The organism is Dechloromonas sp. H13, assembly GCF_009469615.1.
Classification (GTDB): domain Bacteria; phylum Pseudomonadota; class Gammaproteobacteria; order Burkholderiales; family Rhodocyclaceae; genus Azonexus.
Genome location: NZ_SSXX01000058.1, coordinates 1 through 1,026, shown reverse-complemented (window position 1 = coordinate 1,026; position 1,026 = coordinate 1). Strand labels below are relative to the sequence as shown.

At 62.0% G+C, this 1,026-nt stretch carries 1 protein-coding gene; it reads right to left on the bottom strand.

Features of this window, described 5'->3' with window-relative positions; genetic code table 11:
* A partial coding sequence (locus tag GH660_RS17800) for an IS481 family transposase (protein WP_153148094.1) occupies nt 1-943 on the bottom strand: 943 nt, incomplete at its 3' end.
* Between the last annotated feature and the right edge of the window lie 83 nt (nt 944-1,026).

Here is a 1,026-nt window from a genome sequence, read left to right as displayed (position 1 = left end):
TGTGTAAACCCACCAGGTTGTTCAGTGAGGTGATGCGGGAGATAGGCGGCTGATATTGAAGGCTGGCATGAGGTCTGTGCCAGTTGTAGTGATGCAGCCATAGCGGCAGATGGTGGGCACGGTCGATGGAGGACTCATAGGCTCGCGCATAGGCCCATTCACGCAAGGCGGACTGGATGAAGCGCTCGGCCTTGCCGTTGGTTTGAGGCGTGTAAGGCTTGGTCCGGCGATGGCGTAACCCGAGTCGTTGGCAGAGGCGAGCGAAGCGTTGGGATTTGTAGCAGGCGCCGTTATCCGTCAGGACCCGCCGGAAGGTGACGCCGAGTTGGCGGTAGTAGCGCAAGGCTGAGAGCAGCGCCCGGCAAGCGCTGCGGCCACTCTCATCGGGCTGGATGTCGGCAAAGGCGACTCTCGAATGGTCGTCGAGGGCGACATGAACGAACTCCCAGCCTGCGCGGGGCGAGGTTTGTGTGCGATCTGCGGTGACCCGATGTCCCGGACGGTGGAAACGCCCCAGCTTCTTGATGTCGAGATGGAGCATGTCGCCCGGCTCCGGGTGCTCATAACGCACGATGGGGGCAGCTGGCTCGAGTGCCGCCAAGCGGTTGAGTCCGGCGCACCTGAGCCAACGGGCAATGGTGCTCTGGCCGATCCCGGATTGCTGGCTGATCTGGCGATACGTTTGGCGGCTACGCCGTTGCTCGATCACCTGAGCCTGGATGGCTGCCGGTAAGGCATGCGGGCAGGATTTCGGACGTGATGAGCGATCAAGGAGTCCTGCTTCGCCCTCCTCGCGGAAACGCCGCAGCCATTTGTAGGCGGTTCGTACGCTGACACCGCTGGCTTGGGCTGCTTCCTCGGGTCGCAGCCCGCCATCGAGCATGCGGCGAACAAGAAGAGCTCGACCGCGCGGCGTCAATCGGGCATTTTTATGGATGTTCATTCGGGGCCTCGGAGGCTTGTATGGTTGGCGCCTCCAATTCTCCGGGGAGACACCCCGAGTGAACAACCTACAGAGAGATCACA